Here is a 26,654-nt window from a genome sequence, read left to right as displayed (position 1 = left end):
CGCCGTATGAACGCCAGCGTCACCGTCGGAGCCAGCCCTCTCACTCCCCGCGAGGTGGTCGATGTCGCGCGCGACGGCTTTCGCGTGGTGGTCGACGCCGACGCGCTCGAGCGTGTCGCCGACACCCGCGCCCTCATCGAGGGTCTGGCCGACGACCCGGAGCCGCACTACGGCATCTCCACGGGATTCGGCGCCCTCGCGACCACGTTCATCGCCGAGGACCGCCGCGCGCAGCTGCAGGCGAGCCTGATCCGCTCCCACGCCGCCGGCACGGGCGGCGAGGTCGAGCGCGAGGTGGTGCGCGCGCTCATGCTGCTGCGCCTGCAGACGCTCGCCACCGGTCGCACGGGCGTGCGCCCCGTCGTGGTCGAGACGTACGCGGCGCTGCTGAACGCCGGAATCACCCCGATCGTCCGCGAGTACGGCTCGCTGGGCTGCTCGGGCGATCTCGCGCCGCTCTCGCACGTGGCGCTCGCCGTCATGGGCGAAGGGGAGGTCCGGGATGCCTCAGGCCAGGCGCTCCCCACAGCCGACGCCCTCGCCGCCGCCGGCATCGCCCCCGTCGCCCTGCGCGAGAAGGAGGGGCTCGCCCTCATCAACGGCACCGACGGCATGCTCGGCATGCTGCTGCTCGCCGTGCACGACCTCGAGACCCTGCTGCTCACCGCCGACGTCGCGGCGGCCCTGTCGATCGAGTCGCAGCTGGGGACGGATGCCGTGTTCGCGGCCGATCTCATGGCGTTGCGGCCGCAGCTCGGTCAGGCCGAATCCGCCGCGAACCTCCGCGCGTTGCTCGAGGGCTCCCCGATCATGGCGAGCCACCGCGGACCCGGGTGCACGCGTGTCCAGGACGCCTACTCGCTGCGCTGTGCCCCCCAGGTGCACGGCGCCGCGCGCGACACCCTGGCGTACGCGGCCGTCGTCGCCGAGCGTGAGCTGGCATCCGCGATCGACAACCCCGTCGTGACCCTCGACGGACGCGTCGAGTCAAACGGGAACTTCCACGGCGCGCCGGTGGCCTACGTGCTCGACTTCCTCGCGATCGCGGTGGCCGATGTGGCATCCATGTCGGAGCGACGCACCGACCGCGCGCTGGACGTGGCGCGCAGCAACGGACTGCCGCCCTTCCTCGCCGACGAGGTGGGGGTGGACTCGGGCCTCATGATCGCGCAGTACGCCGCGGCGGGGATCGTGTCGGAGCTCAAGCGTCTGGCGGTGCCCGCGTCGGTGGATTCGATCCCCTCGAGCGCCATGCAGGAGGACCACGTGTCGATGGGCTGGGCGGGGGCGCGCAAGCTCCGCCGCGCCCTCGACGGACTCGCGCGCGTGCTCGCGATCGAGGTGATGACCGGATGCCGTGCCCTCGACCTGCGCGCCCCACTCGGTCCCGCGGCGGCCACCGGTGCCGTGCGCGACCTCGTGCGCACGCGCGTCGCGGGCCCCGGCCCCGACCGATTCGTCTCGCCCGAGATCGAGGCCGTCACCGACCTCGTCGCCTCTGGAGCGGTCGCTGCGGCCGCTCTCACCCGGATCGAAGGAGATCACGCATGACCGACACGACGACACGACCTTCCGGCGAACCGAACGCCACCCCCGAGGTCGCGCCCGCCCCCACGGCATCCGCTCCGGCCTCACCGTCGGCCCACGTCGTCCGCGCCGCCCGCGGCAACGTCCGCACCGCCAAGAGCTGGGGCGCCGAGGCCGCGAAGCGCATGCTCATGAACAACCTCGACCCCGAGGTCGCCGAGCGTCCCGACGACCTCGTCGTTTATGGCGGCACCGGTAAGGCCGCGCGCTCGTGGGCGGCGTACGAGGCGATCGTGCGCACCCTCGACGAGCTCGAACCCGACGAGACCCTGCTCGTACAGTCGGGCAAACCCGTCGGCGTCTTCCGCACGCACGAGTGGGCGCCGCGCGTGCTCATCGCCAACTCGAACCTCGTGGGCGACTGGGCCACGTGGCCGGAGTTCCGCCGGCTCGAGCACCTCGGACTCACGATGTACGGGCAGATGACGGCCGGATCGTGGATCTACATCGGCACGCAGGGCATCCTGCAGGGCACCTACGAGACCTTCGCCGCCGTCGCCGCCTCGCTCGGACACGACTCGCTGAAAGGAACCCTCACCCTCACCGCCGGGTGCGGCGGAATGGGAGGCGCGCAGCCCCTCGCGGTGACGATGAACGGTGGCGCCGTGCTCATCGTCGACGTCGATCGCACGCGCCTGGATCGCCGCGTCGCCCACGGCTACCTGGACGAGGTGGCCGACGACCTCGATGCGGCGATCGAGCGGGTGAGCGCCGCGCGCGAGGCGGGCGAGGCGCTGTCGGTCGGCGTCGCGGGCAACGCGGCCGAGGTCTTTCCCGAGCTGCTCGCCCGCGGCATCCGGATCGACATCGTCACCGACCAGACGAGCGCCCACGACCCCCTGTCGTACCTGCCCGCCGGAGTGTCCGTCGACGCCTGGCAGGCCGAGGCCGCGCGCGACCCGGAGGATTTCACCCGCCGCTCGCGCGAAAGCATGGCCGCGCACGTGCGGGCGATGGTGGGATTCCAGGATGCCGGGGCGGCGGTGTTCGACTACGGCAACTCGATCCGCCGCGAGGCGGAGCTCGGCGGTTACGACCGCGCGTTCGCGTTCCCGGGGTTCGTGCCGGCGTACATCCGTCCGCTTTTCGCCGAGGGCAAGGGACCGTTCCGATGGGTGGCGCTGTCGGGCGACCTGGACGACATCGCCAAGACCGATCGCGCCGTGGCCGAGCTCTTCCCGCACGACACTGCCTTGCACCGCTGGCTCGACAAGGCGAGCGCGCAGGTGCATTTCGAGGGACTCCCCGCGCGCATCTGCTGGCTGGGTTATCAGGAGCGTCACCTCGCCGGACTGAAGTTCAACGAGATGGTCGCGTCCGGTGAGCTGGCGGGGCCCATCGTCATCGGTCGCGATCACCTCGACGCCGGCTCCGTCGCCTCGCCCTATCGCGAGACCGAGTCCATGGCCGATGGGTCGGATGCCATCGCCGACTGGCCCCTGCTCAACGCACTGCTCAACACCGCCAGCGGGGCGGCGTGGGTGTCGATCCACCACGGCGGGGGCGTCGGCATCGGTCGCAGCATCCACGCCGGTCAGGTGTGCGTCGCCGACGGCACCCCGCTCGCGGCCGAGAAGCTGGCGCGCGTGCTGGTGAACGACCCCGGGACCGGCGTGATGCGGCACGTGGATGCCGGCTACGACCGCGCTCGCGAGGTCGCCGCCGAGCGAGGGCTCAAGGTGCCGATGCCGTGAGCACGTTCCTGCTGTCGAACATCGGCGAACTGACCACCAACGCCCGCCTCGACGCCGACCCCTGCGGCACGATCCTCGATGCCGCCGTGCTGGTGCGCGAGGGGCGCGTCGCGTGGGCGGGGCCCCGGACGCAGATCCCGGATGCCATGGCATCCGACGACCTGACAGGCGTCACCGTCGTCGACGCGGCGGGTGGGGCCGTCATCCCCGGGTTCGTCGACAGCCACACGCACCTCGTCTTCGGCGGCGACCGCGCCGAGGAGTTCGCGGCGCGCATGGCCGGGGAGCGGTACGCGGCGGGGGGCATCCGCACGACGGTCGCCGCGACGCGGGCGGCGACCGACGACGACCTCCGCCGACGACTGCACGCGCTCGTCGCGGAGTGCCGCGCCCAGGGGACGACGACGCTCGAGGTGAAGACCGGGTACGGCCTCGACGTGGAAACGGAGGCGCGTCTGGCCCGGCTCGCCGCGGAGGTGACTGACGAGGTGACCTTCCTCGGGGCGCACGTGGTCGCCCCCGAATTCGCCGACCGCGCCGAGGCCTACGTCGACCTCGTGGTGGGCGACATGCTGGACGCGGTCGCCCCGCACGCACGGTGGGTCGACGTGTTCTGCGACGAGGGGGCCTTCACCGCACACCAGAGCCGGCGGGTGCTCGAGGCGGGCCGGGCGGCGGGTCTCGGCATACGGGTGCACGGCAACCAGCTCGGGTACGGCGACGGGGTGCGGCTCGCGGTCGAGCTGGACGCGGCCGCCGTCGATCACTGCACGTTCCTGTCCGACGACGACGTGTTCGCGCTCGCCGGATCGCGCACCGTCGCGACGCTGCTGCCGGGCGTGGAGTTCTCGACGCGCCAGCCGTATCCCGACGCGCGTCGGCTGATCGATGCGGGCGTCACCGTCGCGCTCGCCAGCGACTGCAATCCCGGCTCGAGTTTCACCACCTCGATGCCGTTGATGGTCGCGCTCGCCGTGCGCGAGATGCGGATGACCCCGGCCGAAGCCGTGTGGGCGGCCACCGCCGGGGGCGCGCGGGCGCTGCGCCGCACCGACGTCGGCGTGATCGCACCCGGAGCTCGGGCGGATCTCGTGCTGCTCGACGCGCCCTCGCGCGTGCACCTGGCCTATCGCCCCGGCGTTCCGTTGGTGAGCCGGGTGTGGAAGGACGGCGAGGAGGGGTGACTCGCGCGGGAGTGCCTCAGGAGCAGGGGAACGCGAGCGCCTTGGCGAACCCGCCCGTCTGATACGCGAACTGGTAGACCCACTGACCGAAAGCGATGGAGGTCGGCACATCGATCACGGTCACCTCCGCGGCGGCGCACTGCCACGCGATGAAGCGCGTCCGGCTCACGTGGGGAGTGAACGTGATGACGACCGCCCGCGCGTCGGCCCCGTAGAGCGAGTTGAGCAGTGCCATCTCTCCCGCGGTCGTGAACGGTTCCGGATGCCCGCAGGTCACCCACGCTTCCTGGCAGGCGCTCAGTTTCGCCGCCGATTGCTCCCCCTCCGAGGGAACCGAGATGAGGATCTCGTCGGCGACGCCGTCACTCCTCAGCTGCTCGGCCAGCGCGATCCGACCCTCTGTCGGCGGGCCGATCACGTAGATGACGTCGGCACGAGCGGGGAGCGCGGCGGTGGCGGGAAAGACGTAGGCCGAGACGGTGATCGCCGCGACGAGGGCCGCGACGGCGACGCCCACCAGTGCGACGACCAGGCGCCCACGCCGACGGCGCGTTGTCGGTCTGGTCAGGATGTCAGCGACCACGTCCGGCTCCGAGGCGATCGGCTTCGAGGCGTCGCTGGGCGAAGCGGTGAATTGGGGAGGGGAGGGTGAAGATGCCCGAAACGGATCCGACCGCGCGGCGGATGATCAACGCCGTCGTGACGACGAGGGCCGTCAGGAGCACGGCGGCGAGCCACCCCGGGACCAGCTCGACGGGCAGGAGAGCGACCGCGAGCGCGAGCAGCAGCGAGTTGAGCACGTAGATCGGCAGGGTGCGTGAGCCGAGCGCCCCGATCGCTCGTCGGGCCCCTGCGGAACGCGACAGCATGACCGCGATGGAGACGCCGAATGCCGCACCGACGACGCACAATGCGACCCGGACGACACCCTGCAGCGGCAGGGAGGGGAGCACGATGGTCCCCGCGGCCAGAACCGCTCCCGTTCCCAACAGCCACCACACGGTGACGCGACGCGCGTAGTCCTCGACGAGCTTCCGGCAGACCACCCCGGTCATGAAGAGGGCGAAGTACGTTCCGACAGACCGCCACGTGTACGAGGAACTGATCGTGACGATGCCGGTGGCGAACAGACACGCCACCGCGAACGCGATGCCGAGTTGCGCGGGGCGGGGGAGGCGGCGCAGCAGCCATGCCGCCACGGTGTACAGGATGAGGGCGTACAGGAACCACAGGCCCGACCACGGCAGGTAAAGCGCCGTCGCCAGGTCGCCGACCGGCGAAGTCTGCGGGTCGAACGGACGCGGGACCACCAGGAACCAGGCCCACCAGATGACGCACCACAACGCGTACAGGTAGACGAGCAGCGCCAGGCGCTTCCAGAACAGGGAGGTGAAGCGCAGCCGCGCGATCGCAGACGATGCGAGCAGACCGGACACGAGGAAGAACAGTGGCATCCGGAACGTCGACAGCGCGGCGGTCACCTCGATCAGCGGGCCGACCTGCCAGCCGGTGGCATCGAGGAACTGGATGGAGTGGTGGAACACCACGAGCGTGATCGCGATGCCGCGCGCAACATCGATCCACGCGACTCTCTGCGCGGGCGCAGATGGAATTTCGGCAGTCATGACCATTCCTCAGATCCGCCGTGTGCGCTCGCCGGGTCCCCACGTGGCGCAGACGACCGCGTCGGGCTAGACAGTTCTACCAGACGAATGTTCGCGCCGTGAGCCGAACCGATGTCGGGCGGATGACGAAACCCGTGTTCCTGGTCGAGATGGCGCGCGGACGAGACGGCCTACGGCGTGTACAGGTCGAACTCATCGGGCGGCGTCTCGTCGACGTCGTCCCAGGTGCCGTCGTGCCAGGTGAAGACGGCGACCGCGCAGGTCACCATGCGTTCGTCGCGATCGGCGAGGCGCGACACCAGCGCGGTCATACCGGGATCGTGGGCGACGACCATGACCTCGTCGGCGCCGCTGGATCGGGCCGCGTCGAGCAGGCGATCGGGCGTGGCGAGGTAGAGCTCGGGGAGTTCGGTGACGTCGACGTCGAAGGCCTCGGCGAACGCGTCCGCCGTCTGCCGCGCGCGCAGGGCCGTGCTCGAGAGCAGGACCGAGGGACGCACTCCCGCGCGCCGGACCGTACGTGCGATCTGGGGGGCGTCGCGCCGCCCGCGGTCGTTGAGCGGGCGGTCGTGATCGTCGAGTCCCTCGTCGGCCCAGTCCGATTTCGCGTGTCGCGCGAGGATGAGTTGGATCATGGTCTTTCCGCCAATCCAGCCAGGAGTTCCAGAACACAGAGTGCGGCGAGTCGTACGGTGCGGGCGTCGGCGGTGTCTGCCGTGGCATCCACCTCGACGATGTCGGCGCTGATCACGAGCGGGTGCTGCGCGATGCGGCGGACCAGCGCGCGGAGTTCCCACGCGGCCAGTCCGCCCGGCACACTGGCGGGGCAGCCCGGAGCGACCGAGCGGTCGCAGACGTCGACGTCGATGTCGAGGTGGATGCCGCTGTCTTCGGCCCCCGGAAGCGCGCGCGGATCGTCGGTTCCCGCTCCCGCGGCGCGCGCTTGGGTTTCTGCTCGCGCTCCGTGTGCTTCGGTTCCTTCTCGCGCGGCGTGTGCTTCGGTTCCTGCTCCCGCAGCGCTCGGTTCGTCGGTTCCCGCTCGTGCAGCGCGCGCGTCGTCGGCGCGTGATCCTCGAGGGGACGGCTCGTCGGCGCCCCCGCCGGCGATGCGCAGCGCGTCGGCGACGACCGCGTCGATGCCGCGCCGGCGGACCTCGTCGAGGGTGATGACGGTGATGCCGGCGTCGGCGGCGCGCCGGGCGTAGGCCGCGGAGTTGGCGAAGTCGGCGATGCCGATCTGCACGACTCTTCGCGGGTCGAGGCCGTCGGCGAGGAGGCGACGCACGGGGGAGCCGTTGGACTCGCCGTCACGCAGGTCGAAGTGGGCGTCGAGGGTGATGAGGCCGCGTGCTCGTCGGCCCTGCGCGACCGCGTAGGTGGCCGAGTTGTCGCCGCCGAGGGCGATCAGCAGCGTCGCGGAGCCCAGCGCCGCCACGGCCGCACGCACGCGCTCTTCGCCCGCGCGACCGTCAGGCTCGTCGACGTCGCCGGCGTCGGCGATGCGCAGGACCGTGTTCAGATCGAGGGGCGGGGGGCCCATCACGGTGGTGGAGTAACGGCGCAGAGCATCCCGCACGGCGGCGGGTGTCTCGCCCGCGCCGGTCGGCGACAGCGACGTGCGCCACGCGGGCACCCCGAGCAGCACGGCATCGGGCGCCTCCAGAGACTCGGGCGCGGGCCAGTCTCCGGCGCGGGGCCAGAGCGCATCGACCGAGAGGGCGCTCATGCGGCCACGTAGACCCAGGCGCTCAGCCCGCTCGCGAGCACGACCGAGATGCGGCGGGCTCCCGACATCAGGTACTCGTCGGCCGCGTCGAGTTCGACGGGGCTGAGGTGCACCACCCGGCCGAACACGCGGTCGAGTGGATCGCCGGTCTGCCGCAGGATCCGGCGGCGGGGGGCGCTCGCGAGGTGCCCGTCCCGCTCGTCTCCACCCTCGCCATCGGCCAGGCGGAACCCGGTGAGGGCGTCGTCTTCTCCGCCGAGCAGGCGACCGAAGGTGTCGAGTTGCACGTCGGGCGCTTGGAGCGCCCCGTAGGTGAAGAGGGACTCCGCGGTCCCCGAACCGTCGCTCACGTGGCCCAGGGTACCCATCCGGCTGCGGCGGGCAGTGCTGCGACGCGGGATCGTTCGTTTCCGGGGTAGGACGGTGCTCATGCGCCCCACACGAAGTGGGCGACGGTGAAGATCACCAGGCCCGCGAGCGCGCCCACGATGGTTCCGTTCAGACGGATGTACTGCAGGTCGCGGCCGACCATCAACTCGATCTTCTCGGTGGTCTCCTCGGCATCCCATCGCTCCACCGTGTCGGTGATGATGGAGGCGATGTCGTGGCGGTATCGGCCGACCACGAACACGGCGGCGTCGGTGATCCACCCGTCCACCCGCTTCTGCAGGGTCTCGTCGCGTTGCAGACGGGAACCGACCTCGGCGAGGGCCGCCGACGCCCGGCGACGCAGACCGCTCTCGGGGTCGGCGAGCGAGCGCAGGAGGCCGGCCTTGGCCGTGTTCCACGCGTCGGCGGCGAGCTGACGCACCCGCGGGCTGTCGAACACCGCCGCCTTCGCCTCCTCCAGGCGCACCATGGTCGCCGGGTCGTGCTGAAGGTTGTCGGAGAGGCGGCGGAGGTAGCCGTCGATCGCTCCGCGGGCCTGGTGCCGGGGGTCGGCGCGCACGGCGTCCACGAATTGCACGGCTTCGCGGTATACGGTGTCGTCGACCAAGCGTGTAGCGACCCCCGGAACCCACGCGGGGAGGCGCCGCGACACGAGCCCGTGGAAAGTTTCGCGGTTGTTGGCGAGCCAGACCGCGATGTTGTCGAGTGCGAGGTCGACGGCGCCGTGGTGGGCGCCCGAGTCGACGACGCGCTCGAGCCACCCGCCGAGGGAGGGGCCCCAGTCGGGCGATAGCAGGTGCTCGCGCGCAAGGTCTTCGATGAGGCCCTGCACGTCGTCGTCGTCGAGGGCGGTGAGCACGCTGGATGCCAGCGTGGCGGCTTCGGCGGCGACGCGATCGGCGTGGGCGGGCGCGGCGAGCCACGCGCCCGCGCGCGCCGACAGCGGGGTCGACTCGAGCTTGGTGCGCACGACGTCGCCCTCGAGGAAGTTCGTCTCGACGAACTCGCCCAACTGCTGGCCGATCTCGTCTTTGCGCCGCGGGATGATCGCGGTGTGGGGGATGGGCAGCCCCAGCGGATGCCGGAACAGCGCCGTCACCGCGAACCAGTCGGCGAGGGCGCCGACCATGCCGCCTTCGGCGGCCGCGCGGACGTACTGGAGCCATTCGACCTCGCGCTGGAGCGAGAACGAGACGGCGAAGACGATTGCCATGCCCAGCAGCGCGCCGAGGGCGACCCCCTTCATGACGCGGAGGGCGCGTCGCCTCTCCTGGTCGGCCGGACTCAGTGCGGTGGCCGGGGTGCGCGCCATCAGTCGGTCACCGGTCCGAGCCACGCGGACGCGGCGGTCGAGTGAGCGGACTCGGCGTCGGAGGGGTGGAACATGCCCGCCAGCACATCACGGTAGAGGCGGCTGAGCTCGTTCTGCGTGAAGTAGGCGGCTCCGCCCCCGACGAGGATCGCGTCGTCGACGATGTCTTTGGCGGCGGCGACGGCGCGGTACTTGACCCCGGCCAGAAGGGAAAACCAGCGCCCTCCGTGGTCGGTCACGGCGTCGACGTCGCCCGCGAGGGAGGCGAGTTGCGGGGGCAGGGCCTCGTACGCCAGGGCCATGTCGGCCACGCGCCACCGGATGTCGGGATCGTTGGCGTAGGTGGTGCCCGTCTTCTTGGACCGGCGCGACGTCGCCGCCTCGACCGCGAGGTCGAGAGCGCGTCGGGCGATGCCGGTGTACACCGAGGCCAACAGGATCTCGAAGACCGCGAAGATCCCGAAGATCAGCGGATCGGGCTGTGGCCCCGGATCGATCCGCCGGACGACGCGATCGGCGGGGGCGTGCGCGCCGCGGAGTTCGGTCGTGCGGCTCTGCGTGCCGCGCATTCCCAGGGTGTCCCAGTCGTCGCGGGCGACGACGGCGTCGCTGCGGTCGAGGAAGGCGAACACCATCTTGGGGGCGTCGGGCGAGGCGGTGTCGAGGCCGTGCACCCCCAGGTGCTGCCACGCGGGCGACAGCGAGGTGAAGATCTTGGTGCCCGTGAAGGTGTAGCCGCCCGCTCCATCGGGTTCGGCGACGGTGTCGCTGCCGAAGAGCACCAGGTCGTTGCCGGCCTCGCTGATGCCGAAGGCGAACACCTCCCCGGCCACGGCGCCCTCTTGGACGAACGCGAGATCGTCGATGCCGCGGTCGCGCAGCACCTTGGCGACGCCCGTCCAGACGAGGTGCATATTGACTGCGAGCGCTGTCGCCGGAGCGGCACCCGCGAGTCGTTGCTGCAGCAGCGACGCCTCGGCAAGGCTCAACCCGCCGCCGCCCACGTCTTCGGGGGCGAGGATGCGGAGGTACCCCGCCGCGCGCAGGTCGTCGAGATCGTCGTGGGGGAAGGTGTTCTCACGGTCGTGCACCGCCGCCCGCTCGCGGATGCGCGCGAGCAGATCGTCGGGCAGGTACCGAGCCGGATCGAACGAGGTCATGGCATCCATTGTGCTCGGCACCACCGACATTGCGCCCGGGGGTGACAGGGAACGCGCAGACGGTGGCGTTCTCGGGGGCGGCTCCTCAGGCCAGCGCCTCGAGCAGCGCTGCGACGGTCGCCTCGGGCCGATCGCGGTGCGGGGAGTGACCGGCGCCCGCGATGACGCTCATCGTCACAACCGGATTCTGCAGCACCTCGGCGGCGAGATCGCCCGTGAAGAGGGAGAGCACGGCGGGATCGGCGCCGATGACGTGGGTCGGCACCGTGAGCGCGGCGGCCGCTGCTCGCACGTCCCACACCGCGTTCTGCAGGCTCGTCTGCTCGACCGCCCACCGGCTCGCCCGCTGCGTCGCGCGGGCCTTCAACTCAATGTCGATCGGATGCCAGTCGGGGTGCGCCGCACGCACCGCCTCGATGCTCGGATCGGCGAACGCCTCTTCCTGGCTCGCGCGGACGGTCTCGCGATCGTCGTCGGACAGGGAGATGGCGGGGTCGATCAGGACGAGCCGGCGCGTCCATCCGGGCTCATCCGCCGCCACCGCGGTCGCCGCGGCCCCGCCCAGCGAGTGCCCGATGACGGCGTCCCACTCGCCGCCCGTGACGGGTGCGGTGGCGGCGAGGTCGCCGGCGTACGCGGCGATCGAGTAGTCGAGGGCGCGAGGGGCGACGCCGTGCCCGCGCAGGTCGACCGCCACCGCGTGCCACCCGGCATCCGCGAGCGCCGTGCCGTAGCGCCACATCAGGGCGCCGTCCGAGCCGAGGCCGTGGGCGAGCAGCGCGTGCGGGCCGTCGAAAGGGCCCCACGACAGGCGGGGGAGGGTCACGGGTGCGGGCATGGCATCCATTCTTCCGCCCCGGAACGGCGCGAGAGGGCCCGAGCCCATGGATCGCCCCCAGAATGGATGCCATGATCTCGACCGAGATGGCCCAAGCGCTCCGCGCGGCGGGATTGGTGTGGCACCCGCGCTCCGGCGACCGCTTCCAACTGGACGAGCCGGAGTTCGAGGCCGACGTCTTCACGGTGAGCGATATGACCGTCGAGCCGCGCGACTACCCGACCGGACGCATCCTCGCCTTCAACGGCACCACGGAGTGGGCGCTCGACTCGGTCGCGACCGAGGACGCGCTGTGGCTGCCTTCGGAGTCGCAATTACGCGAGCTCCTGCGCGCGACGTTCCGGTCGCTGCGGCGTCTGTCGGACACGTTCGAGGTCGAGATCTCGATCGGCGGGTCGACCCTGGTGTTCGATCACCCGGCGCCGGCGGACGCGTACGCCCTCGCGGTCCTGGAGCTGCTGCGCCGCACGCACTGAAAACGCGCCGCGCGGTCGTGTGAGTTGGTTCGCTGCATGCACGGGGACGCGCAGCGCGGTCGCGTGAGCTGGTTTGGGGCGCATTCTGCGGCTTGGGGCGGGTGATTCGCGCCCCGGGGTGCGGTATCCGCCCCGAACCGGGAGGTGCGCGTGTCGGCCTGTCGCGCCTCGTCGTGGGCGGCGCGGTCGCGTGAGCTGGTTTGGGGCGCATTCCGCGGCTTGGGGCGGGTGATTCGCGCCCCGGGGTGCGGAATCCGCCCCGAACCGGGAGGTGCACGTGTCGGCCCGTCGCGCCTCGATGTGGGAGGCGCGGTCCGAGAGAGAGGCGATGCCGGGCGCCGCGGCATCCGATCAGGTGATGGTCTCGACGGGTTCGGTGTCGGGGATGGGGCTCGAGTCGCGGTGGCGCAGGTCGGGAAAGCCGCGGACGAACACTGCGGACACGATGAAGCCGGCCACAGCGAAGCCGGCCGCGGCGACGTACGCACCGGTGGGTCCGACGCCGTCGACGAGGAAGCCCGCGACGGCCGATCCCGCGGCCGCGCCGATGAGCTGACCCGTGCCGATCCACCCGTAGGCCTCGGCGGTCTCGCTGAACCGCACGCTCGCCGAGGTCATCGCGAACATGACGGCGAGGGCGGGCGCGATGCCGGCGCCGGCGACGAGGAGTGTCGCACCGAGCCACCACGCGTTCAGCGACACGATGGTCAGCGTCAGACCGAGCGCGACGATGGCGAAGCGGCGGGCCATGGCCCACGGGCCGATGGGGATGTGACCGAACGAGAGGCCGCCCGCGAGGCTGCCGACGGCGAACACCGCGAGGATGAGCCCCGCCTCGAGCCCGCCGTGATCGAACGTCGCCACCACGCCCGCTTCGACCGCGGCGCACGCGCCGATGAGCAGGAAGCCCGTGGCGGTGGCGAGGAGAACGGGCGGTTTGGCCAGCACGCGGCCGAGGGCGCGGCGGCTGCGCGGGATGCGGACGCGACCCACCTCGGGGCTGAGGATGAACCACGCACCGCCGCCGAGCAGGATGACCACGACCAGCAGCAGACCCGGGACGGTGCCGATCTGCGTGGCGACGAGGGTGATCACCACGGGCGCGAGCACCCAGATGATCTCCTGCAGGGAGGCGTCGAGCGAGTAGAGGGGCGTGAGCTGCTTCGACGGCACCATCTTGGGATAGATGGTGCGTACCGCCGACTGGATCGGCGGGGTCGACAGGCCGGCGACGAGTCCGAGTGCCATGTAGAGGGGGAGGGGCATCTCGATGAGCGCGAGCGTGGCGATCGCCGTCGCGCACACCAGCAGGGTCGCTGTGAGGACGCGGCGCATGCCCCAGATGCCCATCCAACGGCTCGTGACGGGACCGGCGATGGCCTGGCCGATGCTCGTGGCGGCCAGCACCAGGCCCGCCGCCCCGTACGAACCGGTGACGTGCTCGATGTGCAGCAGCACCGCGAGGCTCGTCATGCCGTTGGGGAAGCGTGCCGTCAGCTGCGCGGCGATGATGCGCCCCACGCCAGGGGTTCGAAGCAGTACGCGGTAGCCGGCCACCGCACCACGCTACCGCCGACCTCCGACACCCGCTTCGGGGCCGTCGGACGGGGGATGCCGCGACACGCCGAGACACGCCGGGTGTCGAACTCGACGCCCTGTGCAATGTCGGAACCCCCGTCTACCGTCCGAGCTGTGGACAACCACCGGCGGGCGCCGCGACAACCGCGGAATCGCGCCTGTTAACAAGACGCTGGAAGGGGGTCGATCTGTGGATGAAATCGTGGACAACCTGTGTTGTACATGGGGAGAGACGGTGGAAAATCACACGGATGTAACTACTAGCCCTTGTGGTGCCTTCCGATGTCTGTCCCCATATGTAGTATTGAGGTCCCGGCGAGCCCTGCCCGCCCGGACGATGATTTTCCAGGGGAAAGAGGAAACGACATGGCGATCACGGTCTACACCAAGCCGTCCTGCGTCCAGTGCACCGCGACCTATCGCGCACTCGACTCGAAGGGCATCGAGTACGACGTGCTCGACCTGTCCGAAGACCCGTCGGCACTCGAGCAGGTCAAGTCGCTCGGGTACCTGCAGGCACCCGTCGTCATCACCGACGAGGACCACTGGTCGGGCTTCCGTCCCGACAAGATCGACGAGCTCGCGTCGCGCCTCGCCTGATCCTGCGACAGGCTCTCAGACCCCTGTCATGAGCGCTGTCATGTCGGCGACCGAGGCTCCGCTGCTGGTCTACTTCTCGAGCGTGTCGGGCAACACCGCACGTTTCATCGACAAGCTCGGCAAGCGGGCCGTGCGCATACCGCTTCTGCCGACGGATCCGCCCCTGTGGGTCGACGAACCGTTCGTGCTGGTCACCCCCACATACGGTGGGGGTGCCGGCCGGGGTGTCGAGAAGGGCGCGGTCCCCAAGCAGGTCGTCCGATTCCTCAATGAGGAGCGGAATCGACGCAACATCCGCGGGGTCATCTCCGCGGGAAACACGAACTTCGGCGACGCGTTCTGCCTCGCCGGCGACATCGTCGCGCGTAAGTGCGCGGTGCCGCATCTGTACCGGCTGGAAGTTTTCGGCACCCCCGACGATGTCGAGCGGGTCAACGAGGGATTGGAACGATGGTGGAAGTTGAGCTGACCGACGTGGACTTCACGACCGAGGCGCGCTTCGAGGGACTGGACTACCACGCCCTCAACGCGATGCTGAACCTGTACGACGCCGACGGCAAGATCCAGTTCGACGCCGACAAACGCGCGGCGCGGGAGTACTTCCTGCAGCACGTCAACCAGAACACGGTGTTCTTCCACTCGCTCAAGGAGCGCCTCGACTACCTCGTCGAGAAGGAGTACTACGAGCCCACGGTGCTCGCGAAGTACTCCATGGAGTTCATCCAGGAACTGAACGACCGCGCCTACGGGGCGAAGTTCCGCTTCGAGACCTTCCTCGGCGCGTTCAAGTACTACACGAGCTACACGCTCAAGACCTTCGACGGCAAGCGCTACCTCGAGCGCTTCGAGGACCGCGTCGTCATGACCGCCCTCGCGCTCGCCGACGGCGATCCCCGTCTCGCGGTGCAGCTCGTCGACGAGATCATCTCGGGCCGGTTCCAGCCCGCGACCCCGACCTTCCTCAACGCAGGCAAGGCCCAGCGCGGAGAGCTCGTGTCGTGCTTCCTGCTGCGCATCGAAGACAACATGGAGTCGATCGCCCGTGGCATCAACTCCGCGCTGCAGCTGTCGAAGCGCGGCGGGGGCGTCGCCCTGCTGCTGTCGAACGTCCGCGAGGCGGGGGCTCCGATCAAGCAGATCGAGAACCAGTCGTCGGGCATCATCCCCGTCATGAAGCTCCTCGAAGACAGCTTCAGCTACGCCAACCAGCTGGGGGCCCGCCAGGGCGCCGGCGCGGTGTACCTCAACGCGCACCACCCCGACATCCTGCGCTTCCTCGACACCAAGCGCGAGAACGCCGACGAGAAGATCCGCATCAAGACGCTGTCGCTGGGTGTCGTCATCCCCGACATCACGTTCGAACTCGCCAAGAACGGCGAAGACATGTACCTCTTCTCGCCGTACGACGTCGAGAAGGTCTACAAGAAGCCCTTCGGCGACATCTCGGTCACCGAGAAGTACCGCGAGATGGTCGACGACCCCCGCATCAAGAAGACGAAGATCAACGCGCGCGAGTTCTTCCAGACCCTCGCCGAGATCCAGTTCGAGTCGGGCTACCCGTACATCATGTTCGAAGACACGGTGAACAAGGCGAACCCCATCGCCGGCCGCATCAACATGTCGAACCTGTGCTCGGAGATCCTCCAGGTCAACACGCCCACGACGTACAACGAAGACCTGTCCTACGCCGAGATCGGCAAAGACATCTCGTGCAACCTCGGGTCGATGAACATCGCCCTGGCGATGGACGGCGGCGACCTCGGCCTCACGGTCGAAACGGCGATCCGTGCCCTCACCGCCGTCAGCGTGCAGAGTCACATCGCCTCGGTGCGCTCGATCGAAGACGGCAACGACCGCTCGCACGCCATCGGCCTCGGCCAGATGAACCTGCACGGCTACCTCGCCCGTGAGCACGTCTACTACGGCTCCGACGAGGGCATCGACTTCACGAACATCTACTTCTACACGGTGCTGTTCCACGCGCTGCGGGCCTCGAACCGCCTCGCGATCGAGCGTGGCACCTCGTTCGACGGCTTCGAGAACTCCACCTACGCGTCGGGGGAGTTCTTCGACAAGTACACCGATCAGGTGTGGGCTCCCGAGACGGCCAAGGCGAAGGAGCTCTTCGCCGGCGTGCAGATCCCCACGCAGGACGACTGGCGCGAGCTGAAGGCGTCTGTGCAGGCGCACGGCATCTACAACCAGAACCTGCAGGCGGTGCCCCCGACCGGTTCGATCTCGTACATCAACAACTCCACGAGCTCGATCCACCCGATCGCGTCGAAGATCGAGATCCGCAAGGAAGGCAAGCTCGGTCGCGTCTACTACCCGGCGCCGTTCATGACGAACGAGAACCTGGATTACTACCAGGACGCGTACGAGATCGGCTACGAGAAGGTCATCGACACGTACGCTGCGGCGACGCAGCACGTCGACCAGGGCCTGTCGTTGACGCTGTTCTTCAAGGACACTGTCACCACGCGCGACATCAACAAGGCGCAGATCTACGCGTGGCGCAAGGGCATCAAGACCATCTACTACATCCGTCTGCGTCAGCTGGCGCTCGAGGGCACCGACATGACCGAGTGCGTCTCGTGCATGCTCTGAGCCGCTGATCACGACCGAGATCAAGGACGAAGGAACCCCATGGCTGAGAAGCTGCAGCTGCTGAACCACGTGCAGGCCATCAACTGGAACCGCATCCAAGACGACAAGGACCTCGAGGTCTGGAACCGTCTGGTGAACAACTTCTGGCTCCCCGAGAAGGTGCCGCTGTCGAACGACATCCAGTCGTGGAACACGCTCACCCCCGAGGAGCAGACGCTCACCATGCGCGTGTTCACGGGGCTCACGCTCCTCGACACGATCCAGGGCACGGTCGGTGCGGTCTCCCTCATCCCCGATGCGCTCACCCCGCACGAGGAGGCCGTCTACACGAACATCGCGTTCATGGAGTCGGTGCACGCCAAGAGCTACTCGTCGATCTTCTCGACGCTGTGCTCGACGAAGGAGATCGACGAGGCGTTCCGCTGGTCGAGCGAGAACGAGTTCCTTCAGAAGAAGGCGCGCATCGTCATGGACTACTACCGTGGCGATGACCCGCTCAAGCGCAAGGTCGCCTCGACCCTGCTCGAGTCGTTCCTGTTCTACTCCGGCTTCTACCTGCCGATGCACTGGTCGAGCCGGGCGAAGTTGACGAACACGGCCGACCTGATCCGCCTCATCATCCGCGACGAGGCCGTGCACGGGTATTACATCGGCTACAAGTTCCAGCGCGGTCTCGAGACCGTCGACGAGGCCCGTCGTCAGGACCTCAAGGACTACACGTTCTCGCTGATGTACGAGCTCTACGACAACGAGGTGCAGTACACCCAGAGCCTCTACGACTCGGTCGGCCTGAGCGAGGACGTCAAGAAGTTCTTGCACTACAACGCCAACAAGGCGCTGATGAACCTCGGCTACGAGGCGATGTTCCCCGCCTCGGTGACGAACGTGAACCCTGCGATCTTGTCGGCCCTGTCGCCCAACGCTGACGAGAACCACGACTTCTTCAGCGGGTCGGGCTCGTCCTACGTCATCGGCAAGGCCGAGGCGACCGAGGATGACGACTGGGACTTCTGACAGTCCGCCACATGATCGACTTGCCCGCCGTCGCACTCGCGACGGCGGGTCTGTCGTCTGTCGGAGCTGAGGCGTCGGTGCAGGCTGCGGGCGCCGGTCTAGTTCCGCGATGGTCCTCGGTCGTGAACGGGAACGTCCCTGCATCCTTCAGCATGGTTTCTGCCGGATGATGGGGCAGTGGCCTCCCCTCATCCCCAGGACCTCTACCGCCGGCATTCCAGTCTTGTGACGCGATGGACGGGCACGGACCTCGAATCCGTTGCCGAGTCTGCTGCGGCGACCAGTGAGGTCTGGGCCACCTGGCCGAGGCGAACGGCACACTCTGGGAAGCGCTCAATGCGACCATGATCGGGGATGACACCGCGCGCGTCTGGGCCGTTCCCACACACGTCTACGGGATCCACTACGGAGACACGGTGGGCGTCGTCGCGTCTGCGGAAGGTCCGCAGGTCATCACGAAGGTCATCGCGAGGGGCGGTTACACCACCTTCCGGGTCTGGCTCGGCGATGAGTGCGCCAGGACGTGGAAAAAGCTCACGGAGACCTACGCGCAGCGAGGCTGCCTCGTCGACGTCTGGAGTGAACGTCTCGTCGCGCTGGCCTGCGCCGATGAACTTTCGCGCGATATCCGGAACCATCTCGAGCGCGACGCCGGCGAACTGTCGTTCGAGTGGGAGATGGGCTCGCTCGGCGAGAAGTGACCACCTTCAGGGGTTACCGCCGACCGAACCTTCCTGGCGTTCGCCGACGCTAGCCCGCCGCCCGAACCGTCCGCGCGATGTGCCGAGCGACCCAGTCGGCAGTGAACGAGGGCACCAAGGTACCCGGATCTCGCCCACGGGGTCTCCCTCGACGGCATACTTGTGTCATGAACGTGAGAGAGGCGGCGGCAGCCCTGGATGTCTCTCCGCGCCGCGTCGTCGCAATGATCGCCGCCGGGCAGATTACCGCGACGAAGGCCAGGGGAGGCTGGCAGATCACCGAGGTGCCCAGCGTGCGGTCCCGGCGTCGTCCGCTGTCGAAGAAGTCGCAGTCGCTGCTTGCGCGGGCGTTGCACACGCGGAGCCTTGCAGGCGTGCATGGGCAAGAACTGTATCGGACGGCGGCGCGCATCCGTGAGCTTCGTTCGTCTGAGAACCCCGCCGAGCTCCTCGTGGACTGGTGGCGAGGGAACGTCGACAACGCGCCCGTCAACTTCGGTACGAACCTCGTCCGCCACGCCCTCGCCGGCCACGCAGGATACGTTCGCGAAGCCCTTCGACGCCCACGCCGGGAGTACCTGCGCCGCCCGGAAGATTTGGCAGAGGTGGTCGGCACCGAGAGACGGGTGCGCGGGCTGTCTCTTCAACAGCTTGCGCGAGAGGCCGAGGTTTCCGTCGCAGATGTCCGCGCCATCGAGAACGGTCGTCCGTTGTCTTCGCCCACCACCAGCAGGAGTGTGCTCCGGGTACTCGACATCGAACCGACGGCCCTACCGGATCTAGCTCTCGCGTGAGCGAACGTCTGGAGGCATGGCTGGAGGGCATCCACGCCGGTCAGTTCGCCCGAGCAGACGACGGTGTCGTGACCTTCACCTACTCGGAGGACGCTCCAGCGACCCCCATCTCCCTCTCGCTCCCGCGCGAAGGGGGGTGGACCCGGGCTGCGCCGACAAATCTGTTGGACAACCTCGTCCCGGACAGGGAGCACGCCAGGCGCAGAATGGCGGAGGTGTACGGAGCGTCCGGGACCGGCACCTTCGAGTTGCTCCAGAAGGCCGGGGGAGATGTCGCCGGCGGGCTGCTTCTCCTTCCAGAAGGCGAGGTGCCTTCCGCGGGCCCCGCTCGGCTGAACCCGGCGCTCGATCGCGATGTGGCCGACCGCATCAACAGCATCAAGCTCGACCCGGACGCATGGGCACCGAGAGATGTCCCCGCGCGGTTTTCTCTTGCCGGCACGCAAGGGAAGTTCGCTCTGGCTCGGGTAGACGCCGACTGGTATTGGTCTAACGAGTCCGTCCCATCCACCCACATCCTCAAGCCGGGCAACAGAGAGCATCGCGACCGTGAACTCGCGGAGGCGGCGGCGATGACCCTTGCCGCGGACGTCGGCGTACCCGCGCCGAAGGTGGCGATCCTGCACACGTACGACCAGACCGCCTTCATCATCGAGCGCTTCGACAGAGCCGTGACATCCACTTCTCTCCTTGCGAAACGCCTGCACGCCGAAGACCTCGCCCAGTCGATCGGTCTTTCGCCCGGTGAAAAGTACGGCGTCACAGCAGAGCAGATCGTCGGAAAACTCCGTGAGGTGGACGGCACCGGCTCGCTCGCCCGGGCCTTCATTCAGCAATTGGCGTTCAACGTTTTGGTCGGCAACGCTGACGCCCATGCGAAGAACTACTCCGTCCTCCTACGGCCGGGCGGGGTGAGTCTCGCACCGATCTACGACGTCGTGCCAACCGGGTTGTACCCGTCGTTCGAGCAGGAACTCGCGATGCGCATTTCCGGCGCCCGCTACCCGCAGGCGGTCAGCCGTGACCACTGGCGAAAGTTCGCCCGCCGAGTGGCGATGGACCCGGATGACGTGGTGTCCATCGTCTCCGGTGTTGCAATCGGCATGGCGGAGATGAACGACAGTGCCTGGGTGCAATTGGACGACGACCACGTGGAGGTCATGAGAGCCACCGTCGAGCGAAATACCGCGCTGGCCCTCACCGAGCCTCACAGGTCGAGAACCGGAAGTTGAGCCGCCGTGACCCGGAGGTGGATGCTCTCCGGCGTGGGCTCCGTGCGGGCCGCCTCGCTCGCACCGTTCTTACGATGGACGCCATGGAACGCGACGCCGACGAGCAGGAACGTCGAGCCATCCCGTCGATCGAGGCCATCAACGCCGGAGCCGACGTCGGCGCTGAAACGCTCGCGCTGTCGAACGAGTTCACCCATCGGCACGCCGACTGCGTGAAGGCGTGGGTGAAGCGGCGGTTCCGTCGTGCGGAGGGCGACTCGGCGACAGGGCGAGACTCGCGGACAGTGGCCCATGCTCTCCGTGCGCGTGGCCGGCGTGTGCGTCAGGATGAGGACATGGTTCCCGGACGCACTCGACGATACGTCGCCGTCTCCGCGCTGGCGGTCTTCGCCGCGGTCCTCACGTCCTGTTCTGACGCCGGCGCCGCGGACTCGCGAACGCCCGGCATGCCCACCGGAATCCCGGCGACGGGGATGGACTTCGAACCGGTCGTCCACCTCCAGTCGGATGGATCGGTCGCGGTCGTGACGTGGGGGAGCAGCAGCTGCCCGGCGACGGCGACGACCTTCGACAACGACGGAGACTCGCTCGTCGTGGTGTTCTCCACGTCGAGCCAGGGCGTGTGCACCGCCGACATCGCCGCGACGACGCACACCTTCTCCGCTGATCGGGTCGGCGACGCCGTCCCCCTCGAGGCGACTATCTCGTTTCCCGAGTTTGACGAAACACACGTGGTGCAGATCACGCGGCCCTAGGAGTGGCCCGCGACGGGACTACTCCGGCCACTCCCGAGCCTCGAGGGCGCCGAGAAGCACCTCCACCGCCGACCCCTCCATCCCGCGCACCCACCGCTGCGTGTCGGACCCGCGCGACGACACCGTCCGCCCGCGCTCCCCGCGCTCGAGCCGCACCTCCACCTGGCCGGACGAGACGCTGACGCCCCGCAGCACCCCCGCCGCCACCATCGCCGCCAGCGGGTCGTGCAGCGCGCAGCGCCGGTCGGGGAAGACGCGGCCGGCGTAGAAGTCGAGGTAGAGCGGCAGCATCGCGGCCAGGGCCTGGGGGAGCGCACCCGGGATCGCTTCGAGGCGCACGAGGTCGGTGGCATCCAGGGTCTGCGTCATCGTGACGTCGAGGGGGACGAGGGTGGTGTCCCAATCCTGCGCGAAGACGACGGCGGCGGCCTCGGGGTCGTTGTGGATGTTCGCCTCGGCCCACGCCGTGACGTTGCCCGAGTGCGCGAACGCCCCACCCATGACCACCAGCCGGTCGAATCGGGCCACGCCGGGAGCCTCGGCGTAGGCGGCGAGGTTGGTCAGGGGTCCGAGGGCGAGCACGGTGAGATCCGGATGCCGCGACGCCAGGTGGTCGATCAGTTCGACGGCGGCGCGGGCGTCGTGTGCGCGGGCCGAGGCGGTCAGCGCGATCCCGCCGACGCCGTCGTCGCCGTGCACGTGCGGGGCGCCCCCCGCATAGGCCCGGCCGCGGAAGTCGTGCGCGCCGACCGCGACCGGGATGTCGTCGGCCCCGGCGAGGTCGAACAGCGAGAGGGTGTTGGCGGCGGCGCGGGCGGCATCCGTATTCCCGGACACCGTCGTGACGCCGACGATCTCGACCGCGGGTTCGGCAAGCAGGTACGCGAGAGCGAGGGCGTCGTCGATGCCGGTGTCACAGTCGACGAGGATCGGGCGGCGGGTCACGGGGCCACCTCGTACGCGTCGAGGTTCTGGAGCGCGGGCTGCGAGGCCTCGTCGGCGACGGCCGCTGAACCGACGGCGCACGCGCGCGCCAGCGCGTCGTCGGGATCGTCGCCGCGCAGCAGCCCGCAGACCAGGGCCGCGCAGAAGGCATCACCCGCGCCGACCGTGTTGACGACGGTCGTCGCGACGCCGGGTGAGGATGCCACCACCTCACCGTGCCGGTACAGGCGCGCACCTTGGGCTCCGAGCGTCACGCACAGCAGTGGGGCGTCGTGCACCTCGGGCAGTTGCGCGTACTCCGTCTCGTTCACGATGACGAGGTCGCAGCGTTCGAGCACCCCGTCGGGGAGAGGGCGCGCGGGGGCGGCGTTCAGGGCGAAGAACCCGGCCGCGCGCGCGGCGGCCGAGACCACGGCATCCGACACCTCCAATTGCATCAGGACCGCCGCCCCGGACTCGATGTCGAGCGCCTCGGCGTCGATCGCCGCATTCGCGCCGGCGCACACGACGATCGAGTTCTCACCCGTCGCGTCGACCACGATCAGGGCGGTGCCGGTGGCGGCATCCGAGGTCTGGACGCCGGTCGTATCCACGCCGACGGAGACGAGCTGATCCCGGATGCCACGACCGTCGAGGTCGTCGCCCACGGCACCGATCAACCGCACGGCGGCTCCGAGCCGGGCGGCGGCGACCGCCTGGTTCGCGCCTTTGCCGCCGGGTCCGCGATGCAGCACGCCGTCGGCGACGGTCTCACCTGCGGCGGGTGCCCGTTCGACGCGGGCGGTGAGGTCGACGTTGATCGCGCCGACCACGGTGAGTTCGGGCGTCGGGGGAGGAGGGGTCACGAGAATCCACCCTGTCACGCACTGAGTTGCTCCGCGCCGCGACACGGGATGATGTGTCCATGACGAGCGGACCCCTCGGTGACACGTCGGCAGCGCCGTCGCTGCAGCCCTTCGATGATGCGCTCCGCGCGGTGGCGGCGGCTCTGGATGCCATGGGGCACGGCGATCCGCATCCGTTCGCGGCGCTGTGGACCCCGTCCGACGACGCCACCCTGATGGGCGGATTTGGCACGCACGCGACGACCGCTGCGGAGGTGGAGTCGACCCTGCGGGCCGTGGCCCGACGGTTCCACGGCGGAGCCCTCGTGCCGGAGTACGACCGCGTGCTCGTCGGCGACGACTGGGCGATGACGGCCGGGCGGGAACGGGGGACCCTGTCGGTCGACGGGGCGGAGCCTCATTCGTTCGTCGTGCGGGTCACGCACGTCTGGCGTCGGGAGGACGGCGTCTGGCGCATCGTCCACCGTCACGGCGACCACACCACGACCACCATGTGACGGCGAGACCACGGTACGCAGGGGCCTCGTAAGCACACTGTCCGGCGTCGAACCGAATTGCGATTCGATGACGATCGCGCGCCGTCTGGTCCGCGCACGCCAGGCTGGAGCACGTGACGGACGTTTCGTGGCGGGCCACGCTGGCGGGCATCGTGCTGATGGTGCCGGTCGTGCTCAGCGGGTGCGGGAGCGTGTTCCCCGTGGAGTGTCCGGCCATCGGGTGGTCGAACACGATCGTCGTCACCGGACCCGCCGACGGTGTCAGCGCGGTGGACCTGTGCGACGAACGGGGCTGCGCCGCCGAGAGCGCCCGCCGGCCGGATCTCCTCGGCATCCAACCGCCATCGGTCGACGGGACCGTCTGGACGTTCTCTCTCCCCGACATGTCGACGCCCGATGTCATCTCCGTGCGCGCGACCGGGACGGATGGGGCCGTGCTCGTTCGCGAGGGCATCGCCGTGGAGTGGACACGGGTCGGTGGCTCGGAGCAGTGCGGGGGTCCCGGTGAGGCGCGGATGGATCTGGAAGCGGTCCTGTCGTCGACCCGCTCCTGACCACCTCGCGAAGGCAGCACGCAGCGAGCAGCGCGGCGTCACTCGTCGCGCTGCTGGCTGAGGGACGACAGCGTCGTGGCATCCGTCCGTTCAGTGCAGCAGCAGCTTCGCCACGATCAGCAGAGCCGACATCAGTGCCGCACCGATCGCCGTCAGCACGACGCCGAGGCCGGAGTAGCCGCGCAGGCGTGCTCCGGCGGTGGCGACGACGACGAGGTACGACATCGCGACCCCGACACCCCAGAGCAGGGCCGTCGACAGACCGACCCCGAACCCGACCAACAGCACCACAACGAGCAGGGGAAGGAACGTCACCGACACCATCGGGGCGCTGACGCGGAGGTGGTGCGCGATGATCCTCGACGGGCGCTCCGACGATGTGTCTCCGACGGAGTAGGCGAAGACGTGGGTCGCGAAGTAGACCACGTTCGTCAGGGCAACGACCGCGATGACGACAGCCAGGTCCGAGGTTCCGAGACCGATCAGGGTGGATGCCGAGACCAGGGCGCCGTAGCATCCCGCACTGATGCGTTCGGCGGCGACCTGACCGAGAGGTTTGGCGTTCGACGTGGCCATGGGGGTGTCAGCTCCTCGAGGGTCGACGGCGAAGAAGGGCGGAGACGATGGCGACGGCTGTGCCGACCGCGACCCCGATGAGGGTCTCGATGACACGGTCTCGCAGCAGGAGTCCGGGGGCGACGGGGGAGGCGAGCGACACCATCAGCAGCGCCAGCGGGGTGATGAACAGCATCGCAATGCCGTAATCGCGCCCGACGAACAGTTCGGCCCCGGCCTGCAAAACGACGGCGACAATGATCACGAGCCACGGCGGCAACTGCAGGGCGAGGAGTCCCGCCGCGATCAGCACGCCGAGCAGGGTGCCGACCAGGCGTTGTACGCCGCGGATGAGCCGCGCCGTCACGTGTGCTCCGCCCACGGCGGCGACCGCCCCGACCATCGCCCAGTACCAGTGCGTCTGGACCAGCAGGACACCCGCGACGCCCGCGAGGAGCGCGGCGATGCCCACCGTCGCGGTCATCTCCCATGCGACGGGACCGATCGACGGGCGGGGCCGGCGGGCGCGGCTCCACGAGCCGCGGCGCGCGAGCACGAAGACCGTCGTGACCAGCAGGCTCCACGCCACGCTCGCGCCGCCGACGAGCAGCACGGTCGCGAACGTGGCGCCGACGGCCGGGAAGCTGGCTGTCGCCCCGGCCGCGAAGACGGCGAACAACCCGCCCGGCGGATGCCACTGCGCCCGATAGGGGAAGAGCGTCACGGATGCCGCGACGACGGCGACCACGGCCACGCTCACGAGTGCGGGTGTCGCCAGAATCGAGAGGGCGGTGCCGACGAGCATCGCGGCGACGAGGATGCCGCCCGCTGCAGCCTGCATGCGCACCCGCGTGCGTGGGACATCGGTGCGTCCGTACAGCGCGGCGAACGCACCGAAGCTCGCGTAGACGGCGAGGTCGAGACGGCCGAGCAAGAGCAGAGCCAGCAGCGGGACGCCGACGCTCAGCACGGCGCGGACCGCGACGCGGTGGTCTCCCTGGCGCGGCCCGACGCGAAGGACTCCGGTCCATACGCGCCCCCGGGATTCCGCCACCCGACCACCCTACGCTTCGGCGGCGGTCGGGCCGGTGGTCGGATCGACGGGGGCTCCGGCTGCCGCCCCGACGAACGGGCCGGCGGTGCGCGCGGCGTCAAGGCCGTGGCATCCGGTCGCATTTCTGGTGGGGTGGACCCATGGATGCCGAACGTGAGATGCCCCCGATCGAGCCCGGACCCGAACCCGACACGACGACCGCCGCGGAGGGCGCGACCTCCGACTCCTCACTGGACGGGGACGATCAGCCCATCGAGTGACTCCTCGACGTCGAGGTGAGCCGCAGGGGAGGGCGGCGGGCGTGCATAGGGTGGGAAGAACCCCGACCCGAGCGAGGAGAGACGTGTTCCGCACGCCCCTGACCCTGTTCCGTACGCTCGCGATCGCCGAGGCGATCTCGTGGACACTGCTGATCGGCGGCTTGATCCTGCGCGCTGCCGCCGACCTGCCGCTCGCCGTGACGATCGGCGGTGGCATCCACGGCTTCGTGTTCCTCGCCTACGGCGCGACCGCGGTGCTCGTGGCGCTGAACCAGCGCTGGGGTGTCGGCCCGACCGCCCTCGCGATCGTGAGCGCCGTGATCCCGTACGCGACCGTGCCGACCGAGATCTGGCTGCACCGCACCGGTCGCCTGCGCGGCGCGTGGCGGCTCGACGAAACCGCCGATCCGCGGGACCGGCGGCCGATCGACCGATTGCTGCGGTTCTTCCTGCGGCGACCCTGGATTCTCGCGCTCGCCCTCGTCGCTGCGGTGGCGCTGGCGTTCGTCGTGCTGCTCATCGTGGGGCCGCCCGGCGGCAAGGGCTGAGCCCGGCCCGACGCGATCCGCATTCGGCGCGGTTTCCGCGGGTGTCGCGAGCGCGACGGACACAACGCAGGAATGTAGCGGGCTTGGCGTCGACACCTGGCCGATTCGAGCCGCCGTGTCGAT

28 protein-coding genes are annotated in these 26,654 nt (G+C 69.6%); 15 read left to right on the top strand and 13 right to left on the bottom strand.

The window, feature by feature from the left end; all coding sequences use genetic code 11:
* Positions 1-6 precede the first annotated feature (6 nt).
* The 3 genes from hutH to hutI are packed head-to-tail and all read left to right on the top strand — an operon-like array spanning position 7 to position 4,465.
* Positions 7-1,551 (top strand): histidine ammonia-lyase, encoded by a 1,545-nt coding sequence (hutH, locus tag MT347_RS05385; RefSeq protein ID WP_243499069.1) that lies wholly within the window; start codon positions 7-9, stop codon positions 1,549-1,551.
* On the top strand, positions 1,548-3,281 hold the full coding sequence (locus MT347_RS05380) for a urocanate hydratase (RefSeq protein WP_243498805.1): 1,734 nt from the start codon (positions 1,548-1,550) through the stop codon (positions 3,279-3,281). The genes hutH and MT347_RS05380 overlap by 4 nt, the downstream gene beginning before the upstream one ends.
* Positions 3,278-4,465 carry an imidazolonepropionase gene (gene hutI / locus MT347_RS05375; RefSeq protein ID WP_243498803.1) on the top strand — a complete coding sequence of 396 codons (1,188 nt, stop codon included), beginning with the start codon at positions 3,278-3,280 and terminating at the stop codon, positions 4,463-4,465. The genes MT347_RS05380 and hutI overlap by 4 nt, the downstream gene beginning before the upstream one ends.
* 16 nt (positions 4,466-4,481) lie before the next feature.
* Here the strand turns inward: hutI and MT347_RS05370 are convergent, their stop codons facing one another.
* The 8 genes from MT347_RS05370 to MT347_RS05335 all read right to left on the bottom strand — a co-directional run bounded on the left by MT347_RS05370 (position 4,482) and on the right by MT347_RS05335 (position 11,516).
* Positions 4,482-5,048, bottom strand: coding sequence for a YdcF family protein (locus tag MT347_RS05370; RefSeq protein WP_243498801.1), 567 nt, complete (start codon positions 5,046-5,048; stop codon positions 4,482-4,484).
* Positions 5,038-6,090 (bottom strand): acyltransferase, encoded by a 1,053-nt coding sequence (locus MT347_RS05365; protein WP_243498798.1) that lies wholly within the window; start codon positions 6,088-6,090, stop codon positions 5,038-5,040. The genes MT347_RS05370 and MT347_RS05365 overlap by 11 nt, the downstream gene beginning before the upstream one ends.
* A 170-nt stretch (positions 6,091-6,260) precedes the next feature.
* The gene (locus MT347_RS05360) at positions 6,261-6,725 is read right to left on the bottom strand and encodes a histidine phosphatase family protein (protein WP_243498796.1); all 465 of its coding nucleotides are present in this window, start codon (positions 6,723-6,725) and stop codon (positions 6,261-6,263) included.
* Positions 6,722-7,816 (bottom strand): arginase family protein, encoded by a 1,095-nt coding sequence (locus MT347_RS05355; RefSeq protein WP_243498794.1) that lies wholly within the window; start codon positions 7,814-7,816, stop codon positions 6,722-6,724. Before MT347_RS05355 ends, MT347_RS05360 begins: the two co-directional genes overlap by 4 nt.
* Positions 7,813-8,166 carry a gamma-glutamylcyclotransferase family protein gene (locus MT347_RS05350; protein WP_243498791.1) on the bottom strand — a complete coding sequence of 118 codons (354 nt, stop codon included), beginning with the start codon at positions 8,164-8,166 and terminating at the stop codon, positions 7,813-7,815. Before MT347_RS05350 ends, MT347_RS05355 begins: the two co-directional genes overlap by 4 nt.
* Before the next feature lie 77 nt (positions 8,167-8,243).
* Positions 8,244-9,518: a DUF445 domain-containing protein gene (locus MT347_RS05345; protein WP_243498789.1), complete on the bottom strand. Its 1,275-nt coding sequence runs from the start codon at positions 9,516-9,518 to the stop codon at positions 8,244-8,246.
* Positions 9,518-10,678: an acyl-CoA dehydrogenase family protein gene (locus tag MT347_RS05340; protein WP_243498787.1), complete on the bottom strand. Its 1,161-nt coding sequence runs from the start codon at positions 10,676-10,678 to the stop codon at positions 9,518-9,520. Before MT347_RS05340 ends, MT347_RS05345 begins: the two co-directional genes overlap by 1 nt.
* Before the next feature lie 85 nt (positions 10,679-10,763).
* Entirely contained in the window at positions 10,764-11,516 is a 753-nt protein-coding gene (locus MT347_RS05335) for an alpha/beta fold hydrolase (protein WP_243498785.1), read from the bottom strand.
* Positions 11,517-11,587: 71 nt separating this feature from the next.
* Here MT347_RS05335 and MT347_RS05330 point away from each other — a divergent pair, with 71 nt between their 5' ends.
* Positions 11,588-11,992, top strand: coding sequence for a pilus assembly protein CpaE (locus MT347_RS05330; RefSeq protein ID WP_243498783.1), 405 nt, complete (start codon positions 11,588-11,590; stop codon positions 11,990-11,992).
* A 351-nt stretch (positions 11,993-12,343) separates the two neighbouring features.
* Here the strand turns inward: MT347_RS05330 and MT347_RS05325 are convergent, their stop codons facing one another.
* Positions 12,344-13,549, bottom strand: coding sequence for an MFS transporter (locus MT347_RS05325; RefSeq protein WP_243498781.1), 1,206 nt, complete (start codon positions 13,547-13,549; stop codon positions 12,344-12,346).
* A gap of 387 nt (positions 13,550-13,936) precedes the next feature.
* Between MT347_RS05325 and nrdH the strand changes: the two genes are divergently transcribed.
* The 8 genes from nrdH (at position 13,937) to MT347_RS05285 (ending at position 21,273) form a co-directional block, all read left to right on the top strand.
* A complete protein-coding gene (gene nrdH, locus MT347_RS05320; RefSeq protein ID WP_243498779.1) occupies positions 13,937-14,170 on the top strand; it encodes a glutaredoxin-like protein NrdH in 234 nt (77 codons plus the stop codon).
* Between the two features lie 28 nt (positions 14,171-14,198).
* Complete coding sequence (gene nrdI, locus MT347_RS05315; protein ID WP_243498777.1) at positions 14,199-14,639, top strand: class Ib ribonucleoside-diphosphate reductase assembly flavoprotein NrdI; 441 nt, start codon at positions 14,199-14,201, stop codon at positions 14,637-14,639.
* Complete coding sequence (gene nrdE / locus MT347_RS05310) at positions 14,621-16,777, top strand: class 1b ribonucleoside-diphosphate reductase subunit alpha (RefSeq protein WP_243498776.1); 2,157 nt, start codon at positions 14,621-14,623, stop codon at positions 16,775-16,777. Before nrdI ends, nrdE begins: the two co-directional genes overlap by 19 nt.
* 39 nt (positions 16,778-16,816) lie before the next feature.
* Positions 16,817-17,791, top strand: coding sequence for a class 1b ribonucleoside-diphosphate reductase subunit beta (gene nrdF / locus MT347_RS05305; protein ID WP_243498774.1), 975 nt, complete (start codon positions 16,817-16,819; stop codon positions 17,789-17,791).
* A gap of 290 nt (positions 17,792-18,081) precedes the next feature.
* Positions 18,082-18,492 carry a DUF4265 domain-containing protein gene (locus MT347_RS05300; protein WP_308194211.1) on the top strand — a complete coding sequence of 137 codons (411 nt, stop codon included), beginning with the start codon at positions 18,082-18,084 and terminating at the stop codon, positions 18,490-18,492.
* Between the two features lie 167 nt (positions 18,493-18,659).
* Positions 18,660-19,286, top strand: coding sequence for a helix-turn-helix domain-containing protein (locus MT347_RS05295; RefSeq protein WP_243498770.1), 627 nt, complete (start codon positions 18,660-18,662; stop codon positions 19,284-19,286).
* The gene (locus MT347_RS05290; RefSeq protein ID WP_243498768.1) at positions 19,283-20,518 is read left to right on the top strand and encodes a HipA domain-containing protein; all 1,236 of its coding nucleotides are present in this window, start codon (positions 19,283-19,285) and stop codon (positions 20,516-20,518) included. Before MT347_RS05295 ends, MT347_RS05290 begins: the two co-directional genes overlap by 4 nt.
* 83 nt (positions 20,519-20,601) lie before the next feature.
* On the top strand, positions 20,602-21,273 hold the full coding sequence (locus MT347_RS05285; protein WP_243498766.1) for a hypothetical protein: 672 nt from the start codon (positions 20,602-20,604) through the stop codon (positions 21,271-21,273).
* A gap of 18 nt (positions 21,274-21,291) precedes the next feature.
* Here the strand turns inward: MT347_RS05285 and MT347_RS05280 are convergent, their stop codons facing one another.
* Both MT347_RS05280 and MT347_RS05275 read right to left on the bottom strand, forming a co-directional pair.
* On the bottom strand, positions 21,292-22,218 hold the full coding sequence (locus MT347_RS05280) for a nucleoside hydrolase (protein ID WP_243498764.1): 927 nt from the start codon (positions 22,216-22,218) through the stop codon (positions 21,292-21,294).
* The gene (locus MT347_RS05275; RefSeq protein ID WP_374206497.1) at positions 22,215-23,063 is read right to left on the bottom strand and encodes a PfkB family carbohydrate kinase; all 849 of its coding nucleotides are present in this window, start codon (positions 23,061-23,063) and stop codon (positions 22,215-22,217) included. The genes MT347_RS05280 and MT347_RS05275 overlap by 4 nt, the downstream gene beginning before the upstream one ends.
* 59 nt (positions 23,064-23,122) lie before the next feature.
* Here MT347_RS05275 and MT347_RS05270 point away from each other — a divergent pair, with 59 nt between their 5' ends.
* Both MT347_RS05270 and MT347_RS05265 read left to right on the top strand, forming a co-directional pair.
* Positions 23,123-23,560, top strand: a complete 438-nt coding sequence (locus MT347_RS05270) for a DUF4440 domain-containing protein (protein WP_243498762.1) — start codon at positions 23,123-23,125, stop codon at positions 23,558-23,560.
* A gap of 113 nt (positions 23,561-23,673) precedes the next feature.
* Complete coding sequence (locus MT347_RS05265) at positions 23,674-24,114, top strand: hypothetical protein (protein ID WP_243498760.1); 441 nt, start codon at positions 23,674-23,676, stop codon at positions 24,112-24,114.
* Positions 24,115-24,204: 90 nt separating this feature from the next.
* Here MT347_RS05265 and MT347_RS05260 read toward each other — a convergent pair whose 3' ends face one another.
* Together MT347_RS05260 and MT347_RS18355 are read right to left on the bottom strand one after the other, a co-directional pair.
* A complete protein-coding gene (locus MT347_RS05260) occupies positions 24,205-24,690 on the bottom strand; it encodes a hypothetical protein (protein WP_243498758.1) in 486 nt (161 codons plus the stop codon).
* A 7-nt stretch (positions 24,691-24,697) separates the two neighbouring features.
* A complete protein-coding gene (locus MT347_RS18355; protein ID WP_243498756.1) occupies positions 24,698-25,723 on the bottom strand; it encodes an FUSC family protein in 1,026 nt (341 codons plus the stop codon).
* Between the two features lie 343 nt (positions 25,724-26,066).
* Between MT347_RS18355 and MT347_RS05250 the strand changes: the two genes are divergently transcribed.
* Positions 26,067-26,531: a DUF3817 domain-containing protein gene (locus tag MT347_RS05250; protein WP_243498754.1), complete on the top strand. Its 465-nt coding sequence runs from the start codon at positions 26,067-26,069 to the stop codon at positions 26,529-26,531.
* Positions 26,532-26,654: the final 123 nt, after the last annotated feature.

Origin of the sequence: Microbacterium sp. VKM Ac-2923, assembly GCF_022815605.1 — a bacterium.
Lineage (GTDB): Bacteria > Actinomycetota > Actinomycetes > Actinomycetales > Microbacteriaceae > Microbacterium.
The sequence above is the reverse complement of the archived record's forward strand: the minus strand, read 5'-3'. Positions and strand labels throughout refer to the sequence as shown.

What these genes read in the sequence shown, in the direction of transcription:
- MT347_RS05380 (WP_243498805.1), top strand. Translation starts at nt 1,548, where the DNA reads ATGACCGACACGACGACACGACCTTCCGGCGAACCGAACGCCACCCCC.
- MT347_RS05260 (WP_243498758.1), bottom strand. Translation starts at nt 24,690, where the DNA reads ATGGCCACGTCGAACGCCAAACCTCTCGGTCAGGTCGCCGCCGAACGC.
- MT347_RS05285 (WP_243498766.1), top strand. Translation starts at nt 20,602, where the DNA reads ATGGAACGCGACGCCGACGAGCAGGAACGTCGAGCCATCCCGTCGATC.
- MT347_RS05355 (WP_243498794.1), bottom strand. Translation starts at nt 7,816, where the DNA reads ATGAGCGCCCTCTCGGTCGATGCGCTCTGGCCCCGCGCCGGAGACTGG.
- MT347_RS05270 (WP_243498762.1), top strand. Translation starts at nt 23,123, where the DNA reads ATGACGAGCGGACCCCTCGGTGACACGTCGGCAGCGCCGTCGCTGCAG.
- MT347_RS05335 (WP_243498785.1), bottom strand. Translation starts at nt 11,516, where the DNA reads ATGCCCGCACCCGTGACCCTCCCCCGCCTGTCGTGGGGCCCTTTCGAC.
- nrdH (WP_243498779.1), top strand. Translation starts at nt 13,937, where the DNA reads ATGGCGATCACGGTCTACACCAAGCCGTCCTGCGTCCAGTGCACCGCG.
- MT347_RS05345 (WP_243498789.1), bottom strand. Translation starts at nt 9,518, where the DNA reads ATGGCGCGCACCCCGGCCACCGCACTGAGTCCGGCCGACCAGGAGAGG.
- MT347_RS05360 (WP_243498796.1), bottom strand. Translation starts at nt 6,725, where the DNA reads ATGATCCAACTCATCCTCGCGCGACACGCGAAATCGGACTGGGCCGAC.
- hutH (WP_243499069.1), top strand. Translation starts at nt 7, where the DNA reads ATGAACGCCAGCGTCACCGTCGGAGCCAGCCCTCTCACTCCCCGCGAG.
- nrdF (WP_243498774.1), top strand. Translation starts at nt 16,817, where the DNA reads ATGGCTGAGAAGCTGCAGCTGCTGAACCACGTGCAGGCCATCAACTGG.
- nrdE (WP_243498776.1), top strand. Translation starts at nt 14,621, where the DNA reads ATGGTGGAAGTTGAGCTGACCGACGTGGACTTCACGACCGAGGCGCGC.
- MT347_RS05295 (WP_243498770.1), top strand. Translation starts at nt 18,660, where the DNA reads ATGAACGTGAGAGAGGCGGCGGCAGCCCTGGATGTCTCTCCGCGCCGC.
- MT347_RS05365 (WP_243498798.1), bottom strand. Translation starts at nt 6,090, where the DNA reads ATGACTGCCGAAATTCCATCTGCGCCCGCGCAGAGAGTCGCGTGGATC.
- MT347_RS05340 (WP_243498787.1), bottom strand. Translation starts at nt 10,678, where the DNA reads ATGACCTCGTTCGATCCGGCTCGGTACCTGCCCGACGATCTGCTCGCG.
- MT347_RS05330 (WP_243498783.1), top strand. Translation starts at nt 11,588, where the DNA reads ATGATCTCGACCGAGATGGCCCAAGCGCTCCGCGCGGCGGGATTGGTG.
- nrdI (WP_243498777.1), top strand. Translation starts at nt 14,199, where the DNA reads ATGAGCGCTGTCATGTCGGCGACCGAGGCTCCGCTGCTGGTCTACTTC.